Here is a 6,704-nt window from a genome sequence, read left to right as displayed (position 1 = left end):
AAAAAAGCATCTCCCCATACCGTACGCTAAATCTTTGCCTGCGCCGATACGCAATGCCCTTCACGTATGCGGTTTTGTAGTGCGCGCCAGTAATCAGCGCGGAACAGGTCGGCGTGCATCTCTTCAAACAGCGGACCAATACGCGGGTCGGCGCATAGCCAGTGGCGAAACTCTTCCGGGAAAACATCGCCCGGCGAGACGCTGTACCACGGTTCGCTGGCAAGTTCGTCTTCCGGATAGCGCGGCGGCGGGATGTCGCGGAAATTCACTTCCGTCATGTAGCAAATTTCATCGTAATCATAAAAAACCACACGCCCGTGACGGGTGACACCGAAGTTTTTAAACAGCATGTCGCCAGGGAAAATGTTAGCAGCGGCAAGCTGGCGAATAGCGTTACCGTATTCTTCAATGGCGTCGCGCAACTGCTGACCTTCCACTTGTTCCAGCCAGATATTGAGCGGCACCATCCGCCGCTCGATATAGAGATGGCGAATTACAATCTGCTCACCAAGATCGGTGATTTTTTCCGCTGCTTCCTGGAGCAGTAATTCCATTAATACCGGGGAAATATGCCGCTTCTCCAGCACAAAGTTTTCAAACTCCTGGGTGTCCGCCATTCGGCCCACACGGTCGTGCTCTTTCACCAGTTGATAGCAGGCACGAACGTGAGCGGCAGACATCTCTTTCTGCGGCGCGAACTTGTCTTTGATGACTTTGAATACCCGATCAAAGCCCGGCAGCGTAAACACCAACATCACCATTCCACGAATACCCGGCGCTTCAATGAACTGCTCATTACAGCCCTGTAGATAAACGAGATATTCGCGGTAGCTTTCGGTTTTGGCGTGCTTCTGGCAGCCGATAGCCATATACAATTCAGCAGTGGTTTTACCTAGCAGAATTTCCCGTAGCCACTCGACCAGCGCTGCGGGCAGCGGTGCATAAACCATAAAATAAGAACGCGCAAAGCCAAAAACAATGCTCGCTTCGGCGGTCGTCGTCAGGCAGGTAAATAAATAACTCGCCGTCGTCCGTCTGGTGGATCGGCAGTAAGAAGGGCAACGTGCCGGAAGGCGTGATCAGTTTGCCCACCAGCCAGGCGGCTTTATTGCGGTAAAACAGTTCGTTCGCCACCTGTAAATGACTTTCCGCGAGGTTGTCTGTCCCCTGCGTTTCCGTCAGATGGCGAATGATGTAATGAATGTCACGGCTTTTATTCTGCCAGCGCAGGCGCAGCGGCAGGTCGCTGATAACGCGCATCAGTAGAGATTCCCAGCCGTGATCGGGGTGAAAGTCTTTCGCCAGCGGGCGGGGAATGGTACGAAAGCGGCGCTCTGGCTGAGAGCTAAAGATAAAAAGCCGCTCGGGAGTAAGCGAGCGGTGGTCAAATAACCGACAGTACACGGAGTTAAAAAAGCTCTCCGCAATCTCGAAGCGCGGGTAATCCGGCAACAGCCGCGTGTAATGCTCTTTAACGCGCAGTAAAAATGCCGCGTCCGTACTTTGGCCGTTAGTAATGCAGCGCAGTTGCTCCACGACCAGACCAACGTGATGATCGTAAAGATGGATACGGTTTTTCATCGCCTGCTGGACAGCATGCCAGTCGGCCTGTTCGAAACGCTGCTGCGCCCCGGAAGTCACTTCGAGGAATCGACCATACTGAGCGTCGAAGCCTTGCAAAATGGTTTGAGCAATCAATAATTCCAGGCCACGCGGCATTTAGCGCCCTCATCAGGAGCAGAGAATTGCCGGATGCGGCGTAAACGCCTTATCCAGCCTACGTTCGGCAACGGTTGTAGGCATGATAAGACGCGCAAGCGTCGCATCAGGCATCGTGCACCGATTGCCGGATGCGGCGTAAATGCCTTATCCGGCCTACAGTCAGCAACGTTTGTAGGTTGCTTAGAACTGCGATTCTTCAGTGGAGCCAGTCAGCGCGGTGACTGAAGACGTGCCGCCCTGAATAATAGTCGTCACTTTATCGAAGTAACCTGTACCCACTTCCTGCTGGTGAGATACGAAGGTATAGCCATCTTTCGCGGCGGCAAATTCCGGCTGCTGCACTTTCTCAACATAGTGCTTCATACCTTCGCCCTGCGCATAAGCGTTTGCCAGGTCGAACATGTTAAACCACATGCTGTGGATACCTGCCAGGGTGATGAACTGGAACTTGTAGCCCATATCCGACAGCTGCTGCTGGAAGCTGGCAATAGTTTTGTCGTCGAGGTTTTTCTGCCAGTTGAACGACGGCGAGCAGTTATAAGCCAGCAGTTTGCCCGGATATTTCGCGTGGATAGCTTGTGCAAAGCGACGCGCCAGTTCCAGATCCGGCGTGGAGGTTTCACACCAGACCAGGTCAGCATATGGCGCATACGCCAGGCCACGGCTGATCGCTTGCTCAATGCCCGCATGAGTACGGAAGAAGCCTTCACTGGTACGCTCGCCGGTAATAAATTCGCTGTCATACGGGTCGCAATCTGAGGTGATCAGATCCGCCGCATCAGCATCGGTACGTGCAACTAGCAGGGTTGGAACGCCCGTCACGTCAGCTGCCAGACGCGCCGCGACCAGTTTCTGAATAGCTTCCTGAGTTGGCACTAAAACTTTGCCGCCCATGTGACCGCATTTCTTCACTGACGCCAGCTGATCTTCGAAGTGAACTGCCGCAGCACCGGCTTCAATCATCGCTTTCATCAGTTCAAAGGCATTCAGGACACCGCCAAAACCGGCTTCCGCATCGGCAACGATCGGCAGGAAGTAATCGACATAGCGCGGATCGCCCGGCTCAATGCCCACGGACCATTGGATCTGATCGGCACGACGGAAGGTGTTGTTGATCCGCTCCACCACAGCTGGCACCGAGTTTGCCGGATAGAGCGACTGATCCGGATACATGCTGGCCGCCAGGTTAGCGTCCGCCGCTACCTGCCATCCCGACAGATAGACTGCTTCAATACCCGCTTTCGCCTGTTGCAGCGCCTGACCGCCAGTCAGTGCACCGAGGCTGTTGATGTAGCCTTTTTTCGACTCACCGTGCAGCAGACGCCACATTTTCGCTGCGCCCAGTTGCGCCAGCGTGCATTCAGGATTGACTGAACCGCGTAATTTCACCACATTTTCCGCACTGTATGGGCGAGTAATGCCTTCCCAACGCGGTTGAGTCCACTCTTTCTGTAATTCTTCAATTTGTTGTGTACGGGTTTTCATGTGCAGATGCTCCATAGTTATGTGGTGGTTTACGCTAACAGGCGGTAGCCTGGCAGGGTCAGGAAATCAATTAACTCATCGGAAGTGGTGATCTGTTCCATCAAGCGTGCGGCATCGTCAAAACGGCCCTGGGAGAAACGTTCTTCGCCCAGTTCGCTGGCAATGACTTTCATCTCTTCGCCCAGCATCTGGCGGAACAAGGCTTTGGTCACCGGTTTGCCATTGCTCAACGTTTTTTGATGATGGATCCACTGCCAGATCGAGGTACGGGAAATTTCAGCCGTCGCCGCATCTTCCATCAGGCCATAAATCGGCACAGCCGTTGCCGGAGATCCACGCTTCGATGTACTGCACAGCCACGCGAATGTTGGCGCGCATACCTTCTTCGGTGCGTTCACCATCACAAGGTGCCAGCAGCTGATCGGCAGTAATCGGCGCGTCTTGTTCGCGCAATACTTCAAGCTGATTTTTACGGGAGCCGAGAATGTCGTTGAATACCGCCATTGCCGTGTCCGCAAGGCCTGGGTGAGCGATCCATGTGCCATCGTGACCGTTATTGGCTTCCAGCGCTTTATCCGCTTTTACTTTGTTGAGCACCTGGTTATTACGCTCTTCATCTTTGCTCGGAATAAACGCTGCCATGCCGCCCATCGCAAAAGCACCGCGTTTATGGCAGGTTTTAATCAGCAGGCGTGAGTAAGCATTCAGGAATGGTTTATCCATCGTCACGGCCTGTCTGTCTGGCAGGACACGATCGGGATAGTTTTTCAACGTTTTGATATAGCTGAAGATGTAATCCCAGCGACCGCAGTTCAGACCAACAATATGGTCGCGCAGCGCGTGAAGGATTTCGTCCATCTGGAACACGGCGGGCAGCGTTTCAATCAGCAACGTCGCCTTGATGGTGCCGCGCGGCAGATTAAAGCGATCTTCTGCATAGCTGAAGACTTCGCTCCACCAGGCCGCTTCCTGCCAGGACTGGGTTTTCGGCAGATAGAAATAGGGACCGCTGCCCTTTGCCAACAGTGCCTGATAGTTGTGGAAGAAATAGAGCGCAAAATCAAACAGGCTACCGGGGATTGCCTCACCACGCCAGGTGACATGTTTTTCCGGCAAGTGCAGACCGCGTACCCGACAAATCAAAACCGCTGGATTGGGCTTGAGCTGATAAATTTTGCCTGCTTCATTGGTATAGCTGATGGTACCGTTAACCGCATCGCGCAGGTTAATTTGCCCGTCGATCACTTTGTTCCAGTCTGGTGCCAGTGAATCTTCGAAATCGGCCATAAAGACTTTCACATTGGCGTTCAGTGCGTTGATCACCATCTTGCGCTCTACCGGGCCAGTTATCTCTACGCGGCGGTCTTCTAAGTCCGCAGGAATCCCGCGAATTTTCCAATCAGCATCGCGAATGGAAGCCGTTTCCGAAATAAAATCAGGCAACGTTCCGTTATCAATATCTTGCTGCTGCTGAATGCGCGCTGCCAGAAGTTTATTGCGTTGTGGCGTAAAATGCGTCACCAGCTCAGTCAGAAATTCTACCGCTTCGGCAGTAAGAATTTGCTTCTCCTGCTCGCCATACGGCCTTGTGAAAGCCAGTTCATCGGTTGTTGTTGCCTGTTCAGTCATCGTACAGCTCCTCGTCATGGTTCCGAAAACTTCCCCTCTGTGAACGAAGGAACGTTGTGCGCTTTTCGTTCAGCACAACTAAGACTACTCATTTAAAATGCAAAATCAAAAACAATTTCCATTTTAATTAAAAATACTTGATAACTTATTGATAACAATATGAATAAAATTTATTCACTTGCTGAGGTGCGTTTCGGAAATAAAAAAGGCACCCGAAGGTGCCTGAGGTAAGGTGCTGAATCGCTTAACGATCGACTATCACAGAAGATTAATCCAGCGTTGGATTCATGTGCCGTAGATCGTATGGCGTGATCTGATAGACGTAATAGTTGAGCCAGTTGGTAAACAGCAAATTACCGTGACTACGCCAGCTCGCTCGCGGTTTGTTTTGCGGATCGTTGTGCGGGAAATAGTTATACGGTACATCCGGGTCTAGTCCGGCTTCCACATCGCGGAAATATTCCTGCGCCAGCGTTTGCGCATCATATTCGGGATGGCCCGTCACAAAGGCAATGCGCTTATCTTTGCTGGCAAACAGATATGCATCCCCTTCTTCCGTCTCTGCCAGAATTTCCAGATCGGTGTAATCACGAATCAACGCTGCCGGAAAGTCAGCATAGCGCGAATGCGGTGCCAGGAATGAATCATCAAAGCCACGCGTCAGAAGCGCATGAGGATGGAGAATATGATGCTCGTAAACGCCAGAGAGTTTGTCGGTGCGAGTTTGCTTAGGAATGCCGTAGAGGATATTGAGCGCGGCCTGTACCGCCCAGCAGACAAACAGCGTCGAGGTGACGTGATCTTTCGACCACTCCAGCACCTGTTTGATCTGCGGCCAGTAAGCGACATCATTAAACTCCACCAGGCCCAGCGGCGCACCGGTTACAATCAGACCGTCAAAGTTCTGTTCCTGAATATCTTCAAAGTTACAGTAGAAGTTGTTCAGATGCTCTGCGGGCGTATTGCGCGATTCACGGGAATCGATGCGCAACAGCTGAATATCGACCTGCAAAGGTGAGTTTGAAAGCAGGCGCAGAAACTGATTTTCAGCTTCAATCTTCTTCGGCATCAGGTTAAGGATCAGAACCTTAAGTGGACGAATTTCCTGACCAGACGCACGAGAAGTTGTCATCACAAAGACGTTTTCTTCACGCAAGAAATTGACGGCGGGTAGCTCGTCCGGCACACGAATCGGCATAACCTGATTACCTCACTACATACGCTTATACGTTTAGACATCCAGATAGCTGAAGATAACCAGAAAATTTGCCAATGTCGAGCCTGCATGTTGAAGGTGAGAAAGTTTCAAGGAAAAGGCTACGTTAGAATATAAGAATGACGAAAAGGAGAGAAAATGGTTATTAGTATTCGCCGCTCACGGCATGAGGAAGGGGAGGAACTCGTTGCGATTTGGTGTCGATCTGTCGATGCCACCCACGATTTTTTATCAGCAGAGTATCGGGCCGAGCTGGAAGAGCTGGTGCGTTCCTTTCTGCCGGAAGCACCGTTGTGGGTCGCGGTTAATGAACGGGAGCAGCCGGTTGGGTTTATGTTGTTAAGTGGGCAGCATATGGATGCGCTGTTTATCGATCCTGATGTGTGTGGCTGCGGCGTGGGTCGGATGCTGGTGGAGCATGCGCTCTCGATGGCACCGGAACTGACAACCAACGTTAATGAGCAAAATGAGCAGGCGGTTGGGTTCTATAAGAAGGTGGGTTTTAAGGTTACGGGACGCTCTGAGGTGGACGATTTGGAGAAACCGTATCCGTTGCTGAATCTGGCGTATGTGGGGGAATAAGCCGCCCCTGCCGTGCCTGCCCAAGCTGGAGAAGACGCGCCAGCGTCGCACCCGGCATTTTTTTCACCAA

At 52.0% G+C, this 6,704-nt stretch carries 3 protein-coding genes and 2 pseudogenes; 1 reads left to right on the top strand and 4 read right to left on the bottom strand.

What is annotated here, in order from left to right; genetic code table 11:
• From aceK to metA, 4 genes and pseudogenes are all read right to left on the bottom strand, one after another.
• Positions 1-1,719 (bottom strand): annotated as a pseudogene (gene aceK / locus ACUU1M_RS17735) (bifunctional isocitrate dehydrogenase kinase/phosphatase); the annotation flags it as partial.
• Positions 1,720-1,902: 183 nt separating this feature from the next.
• The gene (gene aceA / locus ACUU1M_RS17730; RefSeq protein WP_152029035.1) at positions 1,903-3,207 is read right to left on the bottom strand and encodes an isocitrate lyase; all 1,305 of its coding nucleotides are present in this window, start codon (positions 3,205-3,207) and stop codon (positions 1,903-1,905) included.
• A gap of 29 nt (positions 3,208-3,236) precedes the next feature.
• Positions 3,237-4,836: pseudogene (gene aceB, locus ACUU1M_RS17725) on the bottom strand (malate synthase A).
• Positions 4,837-5,104: 268 nt separating this feature from the next.
• Complete coding sequence (gene metA / locus ACUU1M_RS17720) at positions 5,105-6,034, bottom strand: homoserine O-acetyltransferase MetA (protein WP_001122771.1); 930 nt, start codon at positions 6,032-6,034, stop codon at positions 5,105-5,107.
• Positions 6,035-6,190: 156 nt separating this feature from the next.
• Here metA and ACUU1M_RS17715 point away from each other — a divergent pair, with 156 nt between their 5' ends.
• Entirely contained in the window at positions 6,191-6,634 is a 444-nt protein-coding gene (locus ACUU1M_RS17715) for an acetyltransferase (protein ID WP_000236994.1), read from the top strand.
• Positions 6,635-6,704: the final 70 nt, after the last annotated feature.

It is taken from the genome of Shigella sp. SIG6 (assembly GCF_053555815.1).
Note: the sequence above shows the minus strand (reverse complement) of the source record. Positions and strands in the feature narration are given on the sequence as shown.

Bases quoted from the DNA above. Each gene is read 5' to 3' on its own strand.
- aceA (WP_152029035.1), bottom strand. From the start codon at position 3,207: ATGAAAACCCGTACACAACAAATTGAAGAATTACAGAAAGAGTGGACT.
- metA (WP_001122771.1), bottom strand. From the start codon at position 6,034: ATGCCGATTCGTGTGCCGGACGAGCTACCCGCCGTCAATTTCTTGCGT.
- ACUU1M_RS17715 (WP_000236994.1), top strand. From the start codon at position 6,191: ATGGTTATTAGTATTCGCCGCTCACGGCATGAGGAAGGGGAGGAACTC.